The organism is Vibrio mexicanus, assembly GCF_001012815.1.
GTDB lineage: Bacteria > Pseudomonadota > Gammaproteobacteria > Enterobacterales > Vibrionaceae > Vibrio > Vibrio mexicanus.
Genome location: NZ_JYJP01000012.1, coordinates 1 through 18514, shown reverse-complemented (window position 1 = coordinate 18514; position 18514 = coordinate 1). Strand labels below are relative to the sequence as shown.

The 18514-nt window shown below is 45.2% G+C and carries 19 protein-coding genes and 1 pseudogene; 11 read left to right on the top strand and 9 right to left on the bottom strand.

Annotation, left to right across the window (positions count from 1 at the left end; all coding sequences use genetic code 11):
• Nucleotides 1–87: 87 nt before the first annotated feature.
• The 3 genes and pseudogenes from recJ to xerD all read right to left on the bottom strand — a co-directional run bounded on the left by recJ (nucleotide 88) and on the right by xerD (nucleotide 3534).
• Nucleotides 88–1826, bottom strand: a pseudogene (recJ, locus tag UA76_RS01480) (single-stranded-DNA-specific exonuclease RecJ).
• 57 nt (nucleotides 1827–1883) lie between these two features.
• Nucleotides 1884–2660, bottom strand: a complete 777-nt coding sequence (locus tag UA76_RS01475; protein ID WP_047042385.1) for a thioredoxin fold domain-containing protein — start codon at nucleotides 2658–2660, stop codon at nucleotides 1884–1886.
• A gap of 19 nt (nucleotides 2661–2679) precedes the next feature.
• Complete coding sequence (gene xerD / locus UA76_RS01470) at nucleotides 2680–3534, bottom strand: site-specific tyrosine recombinase XerD (RefSeq protein ID WP_047042387.1); 855 nt, start codon at nucleotides 3532–3534, stop codon at nucleotides 2680–2682.
• Between the two features lie 197 nt (nucleotides 3535–3731).
• Between xerD and fldB the strand changes: the two genes are divergently transcribed.
• Nucleotides 3732–4253 (top strand): flavodoxin FldB, encoded by a 522-nt coding sequence (gene fldB / locus UA76_RS01465; protein ID WP_047042384.1) that lies wholly within the window; start codon nucleotides 3732–3734, stop codon nucleotides 4251–4253.
• Nucleotides 4254–4318: 65 nt separating this feature from the next.
• Here fldB and ampD read toward each other — a convergent pair whose 3' ends face one another.
• Nucleotides 4319–4912, bottom strand: a complete 594-nt coding sequence (gene ampD, locus UA76_RS01460; RefSeq protein WP_047042382.1) for a 1,6-anhydro-N-acetylmuramyl-L-alanine amidase AmpD — start codon at nucleotides 4910–4912, stop codon at nucleotides 4319–4321.
• Between the two features lie 132 nt (nucleotides 4913–5044).
• Here ampD and nadC point away from each other — a divergent pair, with 132 nt between their 5' ends.
• The 8 genes from nadC (at nucleotide 5045) to yacG (ending at nucleotide 12134) form a co-directional block, all read left to right on the top strand.
• Nucleotides 5045–5947 (top strand): carboxylating nicotinate-nucleotide diphosphorylase, encoded by a 903-nt coding sequence (gene nadC / locus UA76_RS01455; protein ID WP_047042381.1) that lies wholly within the window; start codon nucleotides 5045–5047, stop codon nucleotides 5945–5947.
• 291 nt (nucleotides 5948–6238) lie between these two features.
• Nucleotides 6239–6649 (top strand): pilin, encoded by a 411-nt coding sequence (locus UA76_RS01450; RefSeq protein ID WP_047042379.1) that lies wholly within the window; start codon nucleotides 6239–6241, stop codon nucleotides 6647–6649.
• Between the two features lie 6 nt (nucleotides 6650–6655).
• Nucleotides 6656–8344 (top strand): type IV-A pilus assembly ATPase PilB, encoded by a 1689-nt coding sequence (gene pilB, locus UA76_RS01445; protein ID WP_047042377.1) that lies wholly within the window; start codon nucleotides 6656–6658, stop codon nucleotides 8342–8344.
• Nucleotides 8345–8354: 10 nt separating this feature from the next.
• The gene (locus UA76_RS01440; protein WP_047042376.1) at nucleotides 8355–9578 is read left to right on the top strand and encodes a type II secretion system F family protein; all 1224 of its coding nucleotides are present in this window, start codon (nucleotides 8355–8357) and stop codon (nucleotides 9576–9578) included.
• Between the two features lie 33 nt (nucleotides 9579–9611).
• Complete coding sequence (locus UA76_RS01435) at nucleotides 9612–10484, top strand: prepilin peptidase (protein WP_047042374.1); 873 nt, start codon at nucleotides 9612–9614, stop codon at nucleotides 10482–10484.
• Complete coding sequence (gene coaE / locus UA76_RS01430; RefSeq protein WP_047042372.1) at nucleotides 10485–11093, top strand: dephospho-CoA kinase; 609 nt, start codon at nucleotides 10485–10487, stop codon at nucleotides 11091–11093. It begins immediately after the preceding gene.
• 33 nt (nucleotides 11094–11126) lie between these two features.
• A complete protein-coding gene (zapD, locus tag UA76_RS01425; protein ID WP_047042370.1) occupies nucleotides 11127–11867 on the top strand; it encodes a cell division protein ZapD in 741 nt (246 codons plus the stop codon).
• A gap of 72 nt (nucleotides 11868–11939) precedes the next feature.
• The gene (yacG, locus tag UA76_RS01420; protein ID WP_047042368.1) at nucleotides 11940–12134 is read left to right on the top strand and encodes a DNA gyrase inhibitor YacG; all 195 of its coding nucleotides are present in this window, start codon (nucleotides 11940–11942) and stop codon (nucleotides 12132–12134) included.
• A gap of 336 nt (nucleotides 12135–12470) precedes the next feature.
• Here the strand turns inward: yacG and rplS are convergent, their stop codons facing one another.
• From rplS to ffh, 5 genes are all read right to left on the bottom strand, one after another.
• Nucleotides 12471–12824, bottom strand: a complete 354-nt coding sequence (gene rplS, locus UA76_RS01415) for a 50S ribosomal protein L19 (protein ID WP_047042366.1) — start codon at nucleotides 12822–12824, stop codon at nucleotides 12471–12473.
• Between the two features lie 41 nt (nucleotides 12825–12865).
• Complete coding sequence (gene trmD, locus UA76_RS01410; RefSeq protein WP_047042363.1) at nucleotides 12866–13615, bottom strand: tRNA (guanosine(37)-N1)-methyltransferase TrmD; 750 nt, start codon at nucleotides 13613–13615, stop codon at nucleotides 12866–12868.
• 27 nt (nucleotides 13616–13642) lie between these two features.
• The gene (gene rimM / locus UA76_RS01405) at nucleotides 13643–14197 is read right to left on the bottom strand and encodes a ribosome maturation factor RimM (protein WP_047042360.1); all 555 of its coding nucleotides are present in this window, start codon (nucleotides 14195–14197) and stop codon (nucleotides 13643–13645) included.
• A gap of 29 nt (nucleotides 14198–14226) precedes the next feature.
• A complete protein-coding gene (rpsP, locus tag UA76_RS01400) occupies nucleotides 14227–14475 on the bottom strand; it encodes a 30S ribosomal protein S16 (RefSeq protein ID WP_047042358.1) in 249 nt (82 codons plus the stop codon).
• Nucleotides 14476–14684: 209 nt separating this feature from the next.
• Nucleotides 14685–16073 (bottom strand): signal recognition particle protein, encoded by a 1389-nt coding sequence (ffh, locus tag UA76_RS01395; RefSeq protein ID WP_047042356.1) that lies wholly within the window; start codon nucleotides 16071–16073, stop codon nucleotides 14685–14687.
• Nucleotides 16074–16263: 190 nt separating this feature from the next.
• On the opposite strand from ffh, the gene UA76_RS01390 reads away from it, so the two are divergent.
• Complete coding sequence (locus UA76_RS01390) at nucleotides 16264–17058, top strand: cytochrome C assembly family protein (RefSeq protein WP_047042354.1); 795 nt, start codon at nucleotides 16264–16266, stop codon at nucleotides 17056–17058.
• A gap of 121 nt (nucleotides 17059–17179) precedes the next feature.
• Complete coding sequence (locus UA76_RS01385; RefSeq protein ID WP_047042352.1) at nucleotides 17180–18451, top strand: HlyC/CorC family transporter; 1272 nt, start codon at nucleotides 17180–17182, stop codon at nucleotides 18449–18451.
• Nucleotides 18452–18514: the final 63 nt, after the last annotated feature.

The window sequence follows — 18514 nt, the reverse complement described above, 5'->3', positions numbered from 1 at the left end:
CCCGTTATTCCGCTGTGTCATTTGCCTTGAACTTGACCCCGTGACAACGCTCTGAATCCTGCATCTTGAAGTCACTTGGGTATCAGCTTATTTAGCTTCGATATGTTCGATCATTAATTGTAAAGAACGGTTACCTCTAAACTCATTAATATCGAGTTTATAGCGAGATGCACCGTTTTCACCGACGCATCTGGCCAGCGTCTAAGGTCAACATTAAACGCGATACCATCGATCATAATGTTAGTTGGATGACCTTTAAATAATGGCTCTAACATCAGTTTAAGGTGCTTTTCCCCCACCAGCTTCTGATGAAGCACTTTGAACTCACCATCAAATATCGGCTCAGGGAAAGCTTGCCCCCAAGGGCCACCGGAACGAATTAGCTCAGCGGTATGCATAGAGAACTCTTCGGGAACCAACTCGCCATCACTCAGTACGATGCCTTTCAAAGCTGCATCGTCGAGTTCTTCACGCACCACTTGATCAAACAACTTTGAAAACTGTTCAAAGTTTTTCTCTTGAATCGTTAATCCCGCCGCCATTGCGTGACCACCAAACTTGATGATCAAACCAGGATTTTGAGTGTCAATACGGTCCAAAGCGTCACGCATGTGTAAACCCGGTATCGAGCGACAAGAACCTTTAATGGTGCCCTCTCCTCCATCAGCAAAAGCAATCACAGGGCGGTGAAACTTCTCTTTGATTCGAGAAGCGAGAATGCCTATCACACCTTGATGCCAATCGCGTTGGAATAACACTAGACCATGAGGAAGTTCGGCATTTTCACCAAATTGCAGACGCTCACAAAACGCCATCGCCTCTTGCTTCATGCCTTCTTCAATCTCTTTACGAGTTTGATTCAATCCATCTAGTTCACTTGCCATGCGACGTGCAGCATGGATGTTGTTACTCATCAGAAGCTCAACACCAAAGGACATGTCATCCAAACGGCCGGCCGCATTGATTCTTGGCCCCAATGCGAAACCAAAGTCAGAGGCAACCAAACGGCTCGCATCGCGTTTTGCTACTTCAATCAGAGCCTGAATACCCGGTCTAGCTTTACCCGCACGAATGCGCTGTAAGCCTTGGTGAACCAAGATTCGATTGTTTTCATCCAGTGCTACGACATCTGCCACGGTGCCCAAAGCCACTAGGTCGATCAGCTCCATCAGCTTAGGTTCAGTCATACCTTGATTGGCGAACCAGCCGACCTTTCGCATATGAACGCACAAGGCCATCATTAAGTAGAAAGCAACACCAACACCCGCTAACGCTTTAGACGGGAACGCACAGGACTCTAGGTTAGGATTAACCATCGCATCCACATCCGGAAGTTCACTACCCGGCAAGTGATGGTCTGTTACTAATACTTTTAGCCCCTTTTCTTTGGCATAGCGGACACCTTCAATGGAAGACACGCCGTTATCCACCGTCATGATGACTTCTGCACCGATATCGATGGCCTGATCGACCACCTCAGGGCTCAGACCATACCCATCTTCAAAGCGGTTCGGTACTAAGTAGTCAACATTATTGCTACCTAGCATGCGCAGGGCTAAAACCGATAACGCGGAACTGGTGGCACCGTCAGCATCAAAATCGCCGACGACGATAATTCGTTTCTGTTCCTGTATCGCGGAAAACAACAACTCTACTGCCGCATCAATGCCCGCAAACTGCTGATAAGAGTGCAATGCTCTAGCGCTTTTTTCTAGTTGCTGTTCGGATTCAATTCCGCGGCTGATGTAGATACGGCGCAATAATGGTTCAATGGATTGGGGAAGGAGATCGAGATTAACTTCGCGTCTGCGTTGAATTTCTATCATAGAGGTAAAAGTAGGCTGATACGGTCTTAACAGTTCAGCCTACTTCCTTAATGTCTTTTAGTTTAGGCGATTTAACAGTTCAGCTGGCGGCACATAACCACCGACCATTTCACCGCTAGGTAGGAAGATAGATGGCGTACCACTAATACCCAACGAGCGACCTAAGTTGTAGTGTTTCGCGACGGTGTCTTTACACTGGGCCATATCACCATTTGGATCAATCGACTGGCGGTTAATCTTGGCATCATGCATCGCTGTTTGCTGATCATCGGCACACCAAATCGCAGCCATTTGGTCAGCAACCGAACCCGTTGCGCCTTGGCGTGGGTATGCCATGTAACGAACCGTGATACCTAGGTCGTTGTAGCCACCAATTTGATTATGCAGGCGAACACAGTAGCCACAGGTAATATCAGTAAATACAGTCACAACGTATTTTTCGTCGTCAGCTTTGAACTCAATAACGGAGTCTGAAACAGATTCAAGCTTCTTCGCATTTTTAGGCGCTTGACGCATTGCCATCACATCAACGTACTTACCGTCTTCACCGATTTTATAAAGGGTTCCCATGAAGAAATATTGGCCATCCGCAGAGGCAAACAGTGTTCCTCCCGCGGTTTCTACTTCGACTAAACCGGTCACTTCTGAGGCCTTCACATCCACAACACTAGCACCAAGCTGAGTGAATTTATCCATAATGGCTTGTTTATCAAATGCAGTATCGACCGCTTCGACTTGGGTTGAAGCTTCGGCAGAGGCCTTCTCTTTTTCAGCATTACATCCCATCACAATCAAAGGTAGGCTGAGGAGGGTTAAATAACGAAGTACGCTCATTGATTTGGTTACCTATGTTTTAAGCACGCGGGTGGTGCTCACTATGAATTTGTTTCAGTCGTTCCGTTGCGACATGAGTATAAATTTGCGTTGTCGATAAGTCACTATGACCAAGGAGCATCTGCACAACTCTGAGATCCGCTCCGTAATTCAACAAATGCGTGGCAAATGCGTGTCGCAATACGTGTGGCGATAGGTGTTCAGTATCAATTCCAGCGACTACCGCATAGTGTTTAATACGATGCCAAAAGGTCTGGCGGGTCATTTGCCTTGCACGCTTACTCGGAAAAACCACATCTGAAGAGTTTCCCGCTAATAGTTCAGACCTGCCTTGCGAGATAAAAGTTTCAATCCAGTCGACGGCATTTTCTCCCATCGGAACCAATCGCTCTTTACCACCTTTACCTGTCACGCGCACCACACCTTGGCGCAAGCTGATGTTTTCCATAGTCAGACTGACGAGCTCAGTGACGCGCAATCCCGTCGCATAAAGCAGCTCAAGCATGGCCTTATCTCGTAACTCCATCGGATCGTTAGGGTCAGGCGCATCTAATAAAGCATCTACTTGCTCTTCCGAGAGATCTTTCGGCAAACGCTTAGGCAGTTTAGGGCTCACCAAAAGTGAGCTTGGATCATCGGCACGCACTTTTTCTCGGTGCAGGTATTGAAATAGACGACGAATCGCAGACAGCATTCGAGCGCGTGATGTCTGTTTATAATCTTGGTCAACCAACCAAGCTTGGTAGTCTTGTAAACCCGATAAGCTAATGAAGTCTAGACGATAATTCTCATCTGCCATCCACACCAACAGCTTATTAAGATCATTTCGATAAGATGCTAGCGTGTTCTCTGACAAGCCTCGCTCCATCCACATCGCATCTAGAAATTGTTCCACTAGCCTTGATCAGGGGACATTATTTTCGTCACAGTAAACCTCATGTTTATCTTTACTCAGAGTAAGGGACGAATCACTGCAAAGCTATAAAATTTCACATTAAACATGTTTAGGCGCTGCAATTCTCAACATTTTGTGGGTAGAATCCCCCATTGCTCAACCAAAATATGTGAATTATGAAGATTGGACTGTTTTACGGCTCAAGCACCTGCTATACCGAAATGGCGGCTGAAAAAATCCGAGCTATCATTGGTGAAGAACTGGTCGATATCCACAATGTGAAAGACTCGCCGTTAATCCTAGTCAATGATTACGACCTACTGTTGTTTGGCATTTCGACTTGGGATTTCGGTGAAATCCAAGAGGACTGGAGCGCTATATGGGAGCAAATCGCTGGCATTTCGCTAAAAGGCAAGTGCGTCGCGTTATTCGGCTTAGGCGATCAAGAAGGTTATGGCGAGTGGTATCTCGATGCGATGGGGATGCTTCATGATGAGCTGAAAGCTGTTGGTGCTTCACTCATTGGTTACTGGCCAAACGATGACAGCTACGAATTCGAAGCTTCTAAAGCCCTCACTGAGGACGGTAAGCACTTCGTCGGTTTAGCGCTCGATGAGGACTCACAATATGAACTCAGCGACGAGCGAATCGCCAATTGGGTCGAGCAAGTATTAGTGGAATACCACGACACACTCTAACGTTTTAGGCTTATCGCAACGTGATGCGATGAGCCATATTCACTACTTAGCCTGTAATGCAACACTTATTCTTGATTGCTACTTTTTTGACGAGTTAAAGACCTGAATTTAATCCAATCAAACACCAATCCAGGGTCTGTCTTTCGTAGCGGCGCGATGTATTGGTGCCCCGTCACTCTGTCTGATGTAATTTTCTGATAACGCTGTTGTAAAACGCGCGTCAATGTCGCTAAAGCCTCATACTGCTCTTGGGTATAGGCAACAAAATCGCTGCCTTCCATCTCGATACCGATTGAGTAGTCATTACACTTCTCTCTGCCTGCAAAACTGGATGCGCCGGCATGCCAAGCTCTTGCACTGAACGGCACAAACTGAACCACTTCACCATCGCGCCGAATCAAACAGTGCGCCGATACCCCCATCTGATGGATAACTTGAAAAAAGGGATGCTCATCAGGGTTCAGTTGTCCGGTGAAGAACTGTTCAATATAAGGGCCACCAAACTGACCGGGAGGCAGGCTAATATTGTGCACCACCAGCAATGAAATATCGTCTTCGTCGCTGCGTTCATCGCAATAAGGCGATGGCACGTGTCGCGCGGCTAAATACCAACCTTGAGTATCAATACGTTCATTAGAATCAATCACTGACTCGACCATGCGTGCTATTCCTTTACTGCTGATGAAATTCGATTTTAGCAATTTAGTGACTAAATACGAGATAAAGGGCTGAAATTCACATCAACTCGTCGTATCATGCCACCCCGACTCAATTCAGACATTAGATTTGCGATGAAAAACACACATAATAGCCAAGAGCGCCTTGATTATTTGAAGCAGCAACTGCCGTTAGAGATCACTCGCGCAGTCGCCGATACATTAAAAGAAGATCTTGGTGGTAGCCTTGACCTTGCTGCTGACATTACCGCAAGTCTGATTCCTGAAGATGCTCACAATATGGCAACCATTATCACCCGTGAATACGGCGTGTTTTGTGGTCAAGCATGGGCAGACGAAGTCTTCAAGCAACTAGCTAGTCAAAAGAATGGTAGCGAAGTCACGATCGAGTGGCATGTAAAAGATGGTGACACGGTTGAACCAAACCAGGTGCTTTGCACTCTTTCGGGCAGTGCAAGAATGCTCCTAACTGGTGAGCGCAATGCGATGAACTTCATTCAAACGCTCTCTGGTTGTGCAACGATTACGGCTGAATACGCTAAGCAAATCGAAGGCACAGGCTGTCGATTGCTTGATACACGCAAAACCATTCCGGGTCTTCGCAGTGCGCTGAAGTATGCCGTGGCATGCGGTGGCGGTTTTAATCACCGAATCGGTGTGTTTGATGCTTACCTAATTAAAGAAAATCACATCATTGCTTGTGGTGGCATTACTCAAGCTATTACCAAGGCCAAAGAGCTTAACCCTGGTAAGCCAGTTGAAGTGGAAACAGAAAGCCTTGAAGAACTGCAACTTGCCATTGACGCAGGCGCAGACATTATCATGTTGGATAACTTCACTACAGACATGATGCGTGAAGCGGTAAAAATCAACGCAGGCCGCGCAGCACTAGAGAACTCAGGAAATGTCACGCTGGAAACCGTACGTGAGTTTGCTGAAACGGGCGTCGACTACATCTCTGTTGGTGCTTTGACTAAACACCTTAAAGCTATGGACCTATCTATGCGCTTTAAGTAGTGCGTTTTAAGTAATGCATTTCAGGAAAAGCGCTTTAAGTCATGCGTTTTAACTCATACGCTTTCTAATAAAACGCATATAATTCATATTGATAGAAGAGAGGCTTGCCTCTCTTTTTCTTTTCCACTCTCAAATTCTTAGTGCCAGTTCAAATCAATATGTCAGTTTGATGAAATTATTCATCAAGTTTCACAATATCACTCGCGCAAGCTCATCGAACGCATACTAAATATGCAACTAAGTTATTAATTTTACGTCATTACTATTAATAACCTTACACGGTGAGTGAAAATGAATAAAACCAAGAAAAAAGTAAAAGGCTTTACCCTTATTGAACTGATGATTGTTGTGGCGGTGATTGGGGTATTGGCGGCAATTGCAGTGCCCCAATATCAGGACTACGTGAAGAAAGGAGCATTTGGTACAGCCCTCGCTTCTGCTAGCGCATACAAGACTAAAGCAGAAGATAGCATTGCTTTCGAGAACGAATTTCCTTTTATTTCAGCGTCATTTGGGATTGGTAACATAACCGCCGCTTCTGGAGCAGTTAGTTCTTCAAACAATATTTTAGCAGAAGTCACACAAGGTGGTGGCACTGGCAGCAAAATTAAACTCTCTAGATCCAGTGATGGGAATTGGACCTGTAAGCACAATGGAGATGGGATCAACGTCACTGGTTGTAGCTATGACAGCGGAATATAAGTAAGGATGCACTCCAACCTTTCCAAACTCCTGCGTCAGGCAAACTTACTGTCTGAAACGCAGGAGTCTGAAGTTGTTTTTCATGCTAAGCAGTCAAATTGTTCGATAGTCGAAGCCTTGCTAACACTTGAACACTTTGACTCTCAGCAGCTTGCCTTTAGTTTAAGTGAGGTGGTGGGGCTACCCATTGCTGACCTTTCTCAATACAACTATGTCGAACTTTGCCAACAACTTGGCCTACGTGAGCTGATCACCCGCTTTCTTGCTCTCCCTATCAGTACTGACGAGTTTACCTTAACCCTTGCCGTTACCGACCCAACTCATGGGCAGCTCGAAGATGAATTTCGCTTTGCTACTGGTTTACAAGTCGAATATGTGTTGGTTGATTACCATACGCTACAGGCAGCCATTCGCAGGCTCTACGGCCATAGCCTAAGTCAGCAAAGCTCCACCGGAAAAGAGATAAGCCAAGATGAGCTGGCCAACATTGTTGATATTTCTGACGACGAAAACCAGAGTATTGAAGACCTGAGTCAAGATGACTCTCCCGTTAGCCGCTTCATCAATCAGATTTTGATGGATGCGGTACGCAAAGGCGCATCAGACATTCATTTTGAACCTTACGAATCGAGCTATCGCATACGCTTTCGTTGCGATGGCATCTTGATTGAAAACCAACAACCCGCCGCGCACCTCAGTCGCCGGTTATCTGCCCGATTAAAAATCTTAGCCAAGTTGGATATCGCAGAGCGGCGTCTGCCTCAAGATGGAAGAATAAAACTACGACTCGATGAACTAACCGCAATCGATATTCGTGTTTCTACCCTACCGACCATGTGGGGAGAGAAGATCGTACTACGCCTGCTCGATAGCAGCGCGGCAAGTCTTGATATTGATCGGCTTGGCTACAGTGAAGAGCAAAAGAAGCTTTACCTAGAGGCACTCAAAAAACCTCAAGGCATGATCCTAATGACCGGCCCAACCGGAAGCGGAAAAACGGTTTCACTGTATTCTGGGCTGAATGTGTTAAACAAGTCTGAAGTCAATATTTCAACCGCAGAAGATCCTGTAGAGATCAACCTAACTGGAATCAACCAGGTTCAAGTACAACCTAAAATCGGCTTTGGCTTCGCTGAGGCGCTTAGAGCATTTCTACGGCAAGACCCAGATATCGTGATGGTCGGTGAGATACGCGATCTAGAAACTGCATCGATAGCGGTAAAAGCGGCACAAACTGGGCATTTAGTATTATCGACTCTGCACACTAACTCCGCATCAGAAACCATTGTTCGTCTGCACAATATGGGGATTGAGAACTTCAACTTGGTATCATCACTCAGTCTCATTGTTGCTCAAAGACTAGCACGTCGCTTATGTTCGCATTGTAAGCACCCCCACTTACTCCCTGATAATGTTCGAGACTCCTACCACATTCCCAGTGAAACCATCGTATATCAAGCTAACAAGGACGGGTGTAACCAATGTAATAGCGGTTATTCAGGTCGAACGGGTATCTACGAGATGATGACGTTCAATGCGTCGTTAACCAATGCAATTTTGCAAGGTGCAAGTGTGCCTGAAATTGAAAAAATCGCGGTGAGCAATGGAATGAAAACGCTGGCCCAATCCGGTATCGAAAAGCTCAGAGAGGGAATAACCAGCTTCGCTGAACTTCAACGTGTGCTTTACTTGTAGGATTTAAGCGATGAAAGCCAAATCAGCAGCACTTAAGAATTATCACTGGCGGGGAATCAACCCACAAGGCAAACGGGTGAAAGGGCAAGCTCTTGCTCTGACAGAAATGGAGATCAGAGATAAGCTCAAAGAGCAGCACATACAAATTAAAAAAATCAAACGCACTAGTGTCTCTTTTGTCACCAAACTTTCTCATCAAGTTTCCACTAAAGACATCACCACGTTAACTCGGCAGCTCGCCACCATGCTCGCCACAGGTGTTCCCATCATTCAATCGATTAGATTGATTACCGATAATCAAAAGAAAGCCGAGATGAAATCCATCCTGCTGCAAATCACAAAGAGTGTCGAGGCGGGGACACCCTTGTCTAAAGCGATGCGCACAGCTAGCTCGCACTTCGATTCCTTATACATCGACCTTGTATCGACAGGCGAAGAAGTTGGAAATCTGGCCGAAGTCTTTGAGCGCTTGGCTGACTATCGCGAAAAAAGTGAACAGTTACGCGCCAAAGTCATCAAGGCGCTGATTTATCCGAGCATGGTAATGTTGACCGCTATTGGAGTTTGTTACCTCATGCTGACTATGGTGTTGCCTGAGTTCGAATCGATGTTTTCAGGATTTGGTACCGAGCTTCCCGCATTTACACAGAGTGTGATTAATCTGTCGCACTGGGTTCAAGCTTACTCTATGCCATTACTGTTACTGACTGGCGTCGCACTGTTTGTTTTCAAGGTTCTTCGTAGCCGCTCCCCATCAATTCAGCGATGGGGAAGTAAGCTTTCATTAAAACTGCCGATTATCGGTGGGGTACTTAGTAAAGCTTCAATTGCCAAATTTAGTCGTACTTTAGCGACGAGCTTTGCGGCAGGTATCCCTATCCTAAGTGGCCTCAAAACCACTTCAAAAACTGCAGGTAATCGCTATTACCAAGAGGCGGTTGAAGAGGTGTATAAAGCCACATCAGCAGGTGCACCGCTCTACGTGGCAATGCGAGATACTCAAGCCTTTCCAGAAATGGTTCTGCAAATGGTGATGATCGGTGAAGAGTCCGGTCAGCTCGATAATATGCTCAATAAAGTCGCGTCCATCTATGAGTTTGAAGTCGACAACACGGTGGACAATCTTGGCAAAATTCTTGAACCACTCATCATTCTATTTTTAGGTGTCGTTGTAGGCGGCTTAGTGGTTGCGATGTACTTACCAATCTTTAACTTAATGAGTGTGTTAGGATAAACTAATCAACTCGCTCACTTAACCGACTTTGATATGGACATTTTTCTTTACTACCCGTGGTTGTTTCCTGCGCTGGCAGCTCTCTTTGGTTTAATCATAGGTAGCTTTCTCAATGTCGTAATTCACCGACTACCCATCATTATGGAAAGGGAGTGGCAAAATGAGTGCGCAGAAAGTTTTCCAGACGCTCAAATAGAAAAGCCGCAAGGGACTTATACGCTTAGTACTCCTCGCTCAACCTGCCCCTCTTGCAACACCCAGCTGCGTATTAGAGATAACGTCCCTGTTGTTAGTTGGCTTTTACTTAGAGGGAAATGCGCACATTGCAGCACGCCGATTAGCCCTAGATATCCATTGGTTGAGTTGCTGAGTGGAGGGCTGTGCTTCATTCTCGCCAGTCACTTCGGTTTTAGCTATTTTAGTGTTGCGCTACTGTTTTTTACTTTTACCCTGATCGCCGCGACTTTTATCGACCTCGATACCATGCTGCTGCCCGATCAACTGACGCTCCCATTACTCTGGGCAGGCATTGGCTTGTCACTCACAGAAATTAGCCCTGTTACCCTAACAGACTCCATCATTGGTGCGATGGCCGGTTATTTAACCTTGTGGAGCGTCTATTGGGCATTCAAACTCACCACAGGCAAAGAAGGAATGGGCTACGGTGATTTTAAGCTGCTCGCAGCTTTAGGTGCTTGGCTAGGTTGGCAGTATCTTCCTATGATTATTCTACTTTCATCACTTGTTGGGTTGGTGTTTGGTTTGATTCAGTTAAGGCTACAAAAACGCGGTATCGATAAAGCCTTTCCGTTTGGCCCTTACCTTGCGATTGCAGGATGGTTAAGCCTGATTTGGGGAGACCAAATTACCCACTGGTATTTTTCAACCATTTTGGGAGTGGTATAAATGACTTTCGTTATTGGTCTAACTGGTGGTATCGCTAGCGGTAAAACAACCGTGGCAAACCTGTTCAACGAGCACTTTGATATTGATATTGTCGATGCCGATGTTGTGGCTAGAGAGGTCGTGGAAATGGGGACTCCCGGACTTGCTGCTATCGTTGACAAATTTGGTCAACAGATACTCGATGAACAAGGCTCCTTAAACCGAAGTGCACTGCGAGAAGTCATCTTCTCAAGCCCAGAAGACAAAGAGTGGCTGAATGGCTTACTTCATCCTATGATCCGTCAACTGATGATTAAGCAGTTGGAAGATACAAGTTCACCCTACGCGCTTTTGGTCGTACCTTTAATGGTTGAGAATAGCTTGCAGAGCCTAGTCAATCGGTTGTTAGTGGTTGATGTTGAAAAAGAAACTCAAATTGAACGCACCATGGCTCGCGATGACGTTTCGCGATCGCAGGTAGAATCTATTCTTAGCTCACAAGCTTCACGACAAGATCGCTTAGCTTGCGCGGATGATGTGATTAAAAACAATACAGAAAACGAAAAACTTTTGCCGCAAATCACAGAATTACATAAAAAGTACCTAGCCATGAGCAGTGAAAATTTGTGAGAATAAAAGAGAACATATCTAAGGCTTTGCTAAATGACCACTCATTACTTTGAACATCCACTGAACGAGAAAACTCGAATCTACCTTCGTGTGGAGTCGTTGTTAAATCAACTGCAAGTTTCCTCGCAGTTTAGTGATGATCAACAGCACCTTTTACTGTTCCGCTCTCTTTTTGATCTTCTCGAGATCTTCGAGCAAATTCAGCTAAAAAGTGAATTAGCAAAAGACATTGAAAAGCAAAGGTTGATGTATAAAAGCTGGCTTGATGTGCCGGGTGTCGATCAAGAGATGCTCAACAATGTATTAGCTGAAGTGGATCAAGTTCATAGCGAACTAATGGCGGCTGAACGTTTTGGCCAAAGCCTGAAAGAAGATCGCTTCCTGAGCGCCATTAGACAGCGCTTCAACCTACCCGGTGGTGCCTGCTGTTTTGATCTTCCTGCTCTACACCACTGGCTGCATTTGCCAATTGAGCGTAAAACTCACGATGCAAACCAGTGGATAAACACCCTGCTTCCACTTGCCGATGCGCTAAAGCTATGGCTGAAGTTAACACGTGAAACTGGACATTTTAAACCGCAGGTTGCTCAAGCGGGCTTTTTCCAAAGCGATGCCGAAGAAGCCAATATTCTGCGTTTAAACATCCCACTCAATTACGGTGTCTATCCGATGATATCGGGCCATAAGAGCCGCTTTGCTATTAAATTTATTGAGTTTCACTCTGGACAAGCTTGTTCGCAAGACATCAAGTTTGAACTTGCTGTTTGCAGCTAACATAGTATTCAAAAGCTCACTGCCAAATTGCTATAATCAAGCAATAGCTCCCAAAACAAAGTAATCAACACCATGACTAAAATGACCATCGTACCGTGCCCGCAATGCGGAACCGACGTTGAATGGGGCGAACAAAGCCCACACCGCCCTTTCTGTAGTAAACAGTGCCAAATGATCGATTTCGGTGAATGGGCAGACGAAGAAAACAGCATCCCAGGTGCACCGGATATGTCTGATTCAGATGGCTGGTCGGAAGATCAGTACTAAAAAAAGTAACGCTTCGCTCCGAGACTCGAGATGCGAGATGCGAGATGCGAGATGCGAGATGCGAGATGCGAGATGCGAGATGCGAGATGCGAGATGCGAGATGCGAGAATAAAACGAAGCCGATGTGAAACCATCGGCTTTTTTATTTTAGTTACAGTATTTTAGAGCGATATGCGCAGGAGTATTTTACGAGAGCAAGAAGGAGGAACGGAGTTTACGAGAGTAAATGAGTACCGACGCCGTAGCTATCGTGAAATACCACCAGCATAGTGCCTAAAATAAAAAAACGGAGGCATAATTGCCTCCGTTTTTTCTATGAGAACGCTAGTTATAGCATTACTTCTTAGCAAGTTTCTCTTTAATACGAGCTGACTTACCAGAACGCTCACGTAGGTAGTACAGTTTGGCACGACGTACTGCACCGCGGCGTTTAACTTCAATGCTATCAACCATTGGAGAGTGAGTTTGGAACGTACGCTCAACACCTTCACCGTTCGAGATCTTACGAACTGTGAATGCAGAGTGTAGACCACGGTTACGGATTGCGATTACAACGCCTTCGAAAGCCTGTAGACGCTCACGGTCACCTTCTTTTACTTTTACTTGAACTACTACTGTGTCACCAGGTGCAAAAGTAGGTAGGTCTTGTTTCATTTGCTCTTCTTCAAGAGCCTTGATGATGTTACTCATTTTTTAAATTCCTAGAATAAACTGATACTAAATAAATTAGGTTACTTGCTATTAACTCGATGTTCTTTAATGAACTCGGCAAGTAATTGTTCCTGTTCGTCAGTCAGAGCTAGGTTTTCCAGGAGTTCTGGTCTTCTTAGCCAAGTACGGCCCAACGACTGTTTGAGTCGCCAGCGACGAATGTCCTTGTGATTTCCGGATTTCAGTACCGTCGGTACTTCAACGCCATCTAACACTTCAGGACGCGTATAGTGAGGGCAATCTAGCAAGCCATTGGCAAAAGAATCTTCTTCTGCTGACGCAAAATCCCCAAGCACACCCGGAATAAACCGAGATACTGAATCAATCAACGTCATGGCTGGCAACTCGCCACCCGTCATCACAAAATCCCCAATTGACCATTCTTCGTCAACTTCAGATTGAATGATGCGCTCATCTACCCCTTCATAGCGGCCACAAATAAGAAGTAAGTTCTCATTGGTTGCCAGCTCTTCAACTCCTTGTTGGTCGAGCTTTCGACCTTGAGGAGAAAGGTAAATGACTTTCGTCTTACCCGGTGAAGCTTGTTTGGCTGTTTGAATGGCATCGCGCAAAGGCTGAACCATCATTAACATGCCAGGGCCACCACCGTAAGGTCTATCATCAACAGTGCGATGTTTATCGTGAGTGAAATCGCGAGGATTCCATGTCTCAATCGATAAAAGACCTTTTTTAACCGCTTGACCTGTTACTCCAAAATCAGTAACAGAACGGAACATTTCAGGAAATAGGCTAATTACGCCAACCCACATGTGTTCTCTCGCTCTGTAGTTTTGGAGCTAGAATCCAGGATCCCAGTCAACTTCGATCCGTTGAGCTTCGCGATCAACTTTCTTGATCACTTGCTCTTCAAGAAACGGGATTAATCGTTCCTTTTGTCCGAAAGCATCTTTTAGATTTGCTTTCACCACTAGAACATCGTTTGAGCCAGTTTCTAGAATGTCGCTTACCACACCTAGATCGTAACCTTTATCGGTTACTACTTGCATTCCAAACAATTCACGCCAGTAGAACTCATCTTCTGACAATTCAGGCAGTGACGCAGGGTCAATTGCGATTTCAAAGTTCGTTAGGAGATGCGCGTCTTCACGTACATCTAAGCCCTCAAGCTTAGCCACCATACCTTTGTTATGGCGTTTCCAAGTTTCCACTTTGAACTCGACCCACTCACCCTTTTGTTTAATAAACCAAGGGCTGTAATCAAATATGCTTTCAGCATTGTCTGTATAGGAAAAAACTTTAAGCCAGCCACGAATGCCATAGGTAGCACCAAACTTGCCCATAACAATTTTTTCGTTTTGCTCACTCATTGTTTCTTTACCTTTCATCGACATAAGCTAATTCTTCTACTTAAAAGTAAAAATTAAGCCGCTTTTTGAGCGTCTTTAACTAGCTTAGCAACGCGGTCAGATAGAGACGCGCCTTCACCAACCCAGTGGTTTACGCGGTCTAGGTCTAGACGTAGACCTTCTTCTTGACCAGTAGCAGTAGGGTTAAAGAAACCTACTTTCTCGATGAAACGGCCAGTTGCAGCTTTGCGGCTGTCCGCTACTACGATTTGATAAAATGGACGCTTTTTAGCGCCGTGACGTGCCAAACGAATGGTTACCATGTCGTCCTCTTTGCTTTCTCAAAAATAAAATTAACCCCAGAAGCCACTCTTTAACGAACAACTTGGGGTCTCGTGCCAAAATAAAGCCTCGGAATTTTACTCTTATTCCGAGGCAATGCAAGGTCTTTAGCTATTTTTTCACCAACATAAATCGCGATTTAAGTTTGTGAACTAGCTAACAGACTGAAAAGATTGTTGTGTTTGAGTAATTATCGACCAAATGGATTAAATCCACCGCCCATACCACCCATGCCACCGCCCATCATGCCTTGCATGTTACGCATCATGCCTTTCATGCCACCTTTCTGCATCTTCTTCATCATCTTCTGCATCTGGGTGAACTGTTTTAGCATGCGGTTAACGTCTTGTACCTGAGTACCTGAACCCGCTGCGATACGCTTTTTGCGTGAACCTTTGATGATTTCTGGACGCTGACGCTCTTTCATCGTCATCGAATTGATGATGGCTTCCATCTGTTTGAACATCTTGTCATCAACTTTGTCTTTGACGTTGTCTGGCAAGTTGCTCATACCTGGCAGCTTATCCATCATGCCCATCATGCCGCCCATGTTTTGCATTTGACCTAGCTGCTCACGGAAGTCTTCTAAATCGAAACCTTTCTTCTCTTTAAACTTCTTCGCAAGCTTCTCAGCTTTATCGGTATCAACATTACGTTGTAGATCTTCGATAAGTGACAGTACGTCACCCATACCAAGAATACGTGATGCAACACGCTCTGGGTGGAATGCTTCTAGTGCGTCGGTTTTCTCACCGACACCTAAGAATTTAATTGGTTTGCCTGTGATATGACGAACCGACAGCGCCGCACCACCACGTGCATCACCATCCACTTTGGTCAGGATCACACCGGTTAGCGGTAGCGCATCACCAAAAGCTTTTGCTGTGTTTGCCGCATCTTGACCCGTCATGGCATCAACCACAAACAGAGTCTCTACTGGGTTGATAGCAGAATGAAGATCTTGGATCTCTGCCATCATCTCTTCATCAACCGCTAAACGACCCGCGGTATCGACAAGAAGCACGTCGTAAAATTTCTTCTTAGCGTGGTCGATAGCCGCGTTCGCGATATCGATTGGCTTTTGGTCGGCACTTGATGGGAAGAAATCAACACCCACATCACCAGCTAAAGTTTCCAACTGTTTAATCGCCGCAGGGCGATATACGTCGGCAGAAACAACAAGAACTTTCTTCTTGTCTCGCTCGGTTAGTAGCTTAGACAGCTTACCGACACTGGTGGTTTTACCCGCACCCTGCAAACCTGCCATTAAAATCACTGCCGGTGGTTGAGCCGCAAGATTTAGCGCCTCATTAGACTCACCCATAACAGCTTCAAGTTCAGATTGAACAATCTTAATGAACTCTTGGCCTGGTGTTAGAGATTTAGATACCTCAACACCTACCGCGCCTTCTTTTACGCGCTTGATAAAGTCGCGTACAACAGGCAATGCGACGTCTGCTTCAAGAAGTGCCATTCGCACTTCACGCAACGTCTCTTTAATATTGTCTTCGGTCAGTCGACCTTTACCGCTGATATTTTTCAGCGTTTTGGATAATCGATCCGTTAAATTTTCAAACATCTTTTTACTCTTCGCTATCAGGCGATCATTACCGTGAGTATACCTTAGGCTATCTGTTAGTCATACCCGTTCTAGTTAACGAGATCGGTTTTGATCTCTCATCTGTCGCAAATGTTTGCCTATCAGCCATAGCCCACAGACATGATGAAGGGTATAATTCCTTTATTCATAAACTGTTTTTGTGAGAATAATGGACAACTTGTTCGCTGTTGCGGCGGCTATACTCTATTCACTCGCTATCGCAACCATTGTACCTGGCTTACTCCATCAAACGGGGATCCGCACTAAAACCGTCTTTATAAGCGCTGCATTTGCGCTGACTTTTCATGTCTGGTTATTAAGCGATTTGATCTTAAATGGAAGCGGTCAAAACCTCAGTATTCTCAATGTCGCGTCACTCATCAGTTTCATCATTTCCGTTGTGATGAGCTTTGCGATGCTCAAAACCCGGTTATGGTTCTTACTCCCGGTGGTTTATAGCTTTGCTGCCATCAACCTATTAGCAGCCGCTTTTCTTCCAAGTACCTTTATTACCCATCTAGAACATGACCCTAAGCTTCTGATCCATATTTCATTAGCACTATTCTCATACTCAACGCTCACCATCGGTGCGCTATATGCAATTCAACTCGCTTGGTTAGATCACAAGCTTAAAGCCAAAAAAGCGCTGGTTATGAACCCAAATCTTCCTCCATTAATGATGGTGGAACGCCAGCTATTTAAGATCATTCTCATTGGTACGGCGTTGCTGACCGGTACACTTCTGACTGGTTTTACATTCGTACATGACATGTTTGCTCAAGGAAAAGCGCATAAAGGCATTTTGTCTCTCATCGCTTGGGTCATCTACTCCATTTTACTTTGGGGTCACTATCAAAAAGGCTGGCGTGGCCGTAAAGTCACTTGGTTTGCTGTCGCAGGCGCGACATTGTTAACCTTGGCCTACTTTGGAAGTCGATTCGTAAGAGAGATCATTCTCACTTAAATTCATTTTAAGGTGCTTTTAAGGCACCTTTCTACACTCAATCACCAACATGATTTCCCATTGACACCGCCGTCATATTCGGTCATAAATTAATCAATACATAACAAGGAAAAGATAAGTTTTGGATGACATTTCAACGGGTATCTTATTTGCGCTACTCGCGGGTCTCATTGTAATTTCAGGTTACTTCTCCGGTTCAGAAACAGGGATGATGTCTCTGAATCGCTACAGGCTTAGACACTTAGCTAAAACAGGTCACAAAGGCGCAAGGCGAGTTGAAAAACTGCTTAGTCGCCCTGATCGTCTCATCGGCCTAATCCTTATAGGCAACAACCTCGTTAATATTCTTGCTTCTGCTATTGCTACCATACTCGGCATGAGAATTTATGGTGACATTGGTGTCGCTATTGCCACAGGTGCGCTGACTATGGTGGTGCTTGTATTTGCAGAGGTGACCCCAAAAACTATCGCTTCGCTTTATCCAGAACGCGTCTCTTATGCAAGCAGCATTGTCCTCACTATCTTGATGAAGCTGCTTTCACCTCTGGTTATCTTAGTCAACTTTATTACCAATGGATTCATTCGCCTTATCGGCGTCAAAGCTACTCACGACGATGAAGACCATTTGAGCTCTGAAGAACTACGCACGGTAGTGAACGAAGCTGGAAGCCTAATTCCTAAACGTCACCAAGACATGCTGATCTCTATTCTCGATCTAGAACACGTCACGGTTAACGACATCATGGTACCTCGTAATGAGATCACCGGTATCGACATCAATGATGATTGGAAGTCCATTGTTCGTCAACTTACCCACTCTCCACATGGCCGAGTGGTACTTTATCGCGACCAGATTGATGAAGTCGTAGGCATGCTGAGACTACGTGAAGCCTACCGCTTAATGCTTGAGAAGAATGAGTTCAACAAAGAGACACTGCTTCGAGCAGCTGACGAGGTATACTACATTCCAGAGAGCACACCACTCAATGTTCAGATGCTTAAATTCCAACGCAATAAGCAGCGTATTGGTCTTATCGTTGATGAGTATGGCGACATCAATGGCCTTGTCACTTTAGAAGATATTCTTGAAGAGATCATTGGCGAGTTCACCACATCCATTGCACCAAGTTTGTCTGAAGAGATCACGCCGCAAGGAGATGGCAGCTTCTTGATTGAAGGAAGTGCTAACATTCGTGATATCAACAAGGGCCTGAAGTGGAAACTACCGACAGACGGACCACGAACACTCAATGGTTTGATCTTAGAGCACTTAGAAGATATTCCAGATAACCACGTCAGTGTTGAAGTGGCGAAACACCCGATGGAAATCGTTGAACTTGAAGAGAACCGTATCAAGCTAGTGAAGGTCTACCCAAGACTTGTCAGCCAATAATTAAGCTAGCCAACAGAAAAACAAAAAGCTTGGTTCAATGAACCAAGCCTTTTTTATATCTAC